Below are 249 nucleotides of genomic sequence, written 5' to 3' on the forward strand. Positions count from 1 at the left end.
ATAAAAATAGGTGCCGCTAGCTAAGGGCTTTCCACTTTTATCTTGACCCGCCCATTGATTGGTATAACCGTTTTTACGAGCGTACACTTCTAGCCCCCAACGGTTGTAGATGATCACATCCAAAACCCCGTGTTTACTCAAATCCCAACTGTCGTTAAAACCGTCTCCATTAGGCGAAATTCCCTTGGGTATGGAACAATCTTGGTAAGTGATCGTAAATTGACTTTGGTCGGTACAGCTACTCGCGTT

The 249-nt window shown here is 44.6% G+C and carries 1 protein-coding gene; it reads right to left on the reverse strand.

All coding sequences use genetic code 11. The features are described from left to right. On the reverse strand, nucleotides 1–249 hold a 249-nt coding region (locus KO524_RS15615; protein ID WP_219295084.1), incomplete at both ends, for a gliding motility-associated C-terminal domain-containing protein.

Source organism: Flavobacterium sp. NKUCC04_CG (assembly GCF_019345525.1).
Classification (GTDB): domain Bacteria; phylum Bacteroidota; class Bacteroidia; order Flavobacteriales; family Flavobacteriaceae; genus Flavobacterium.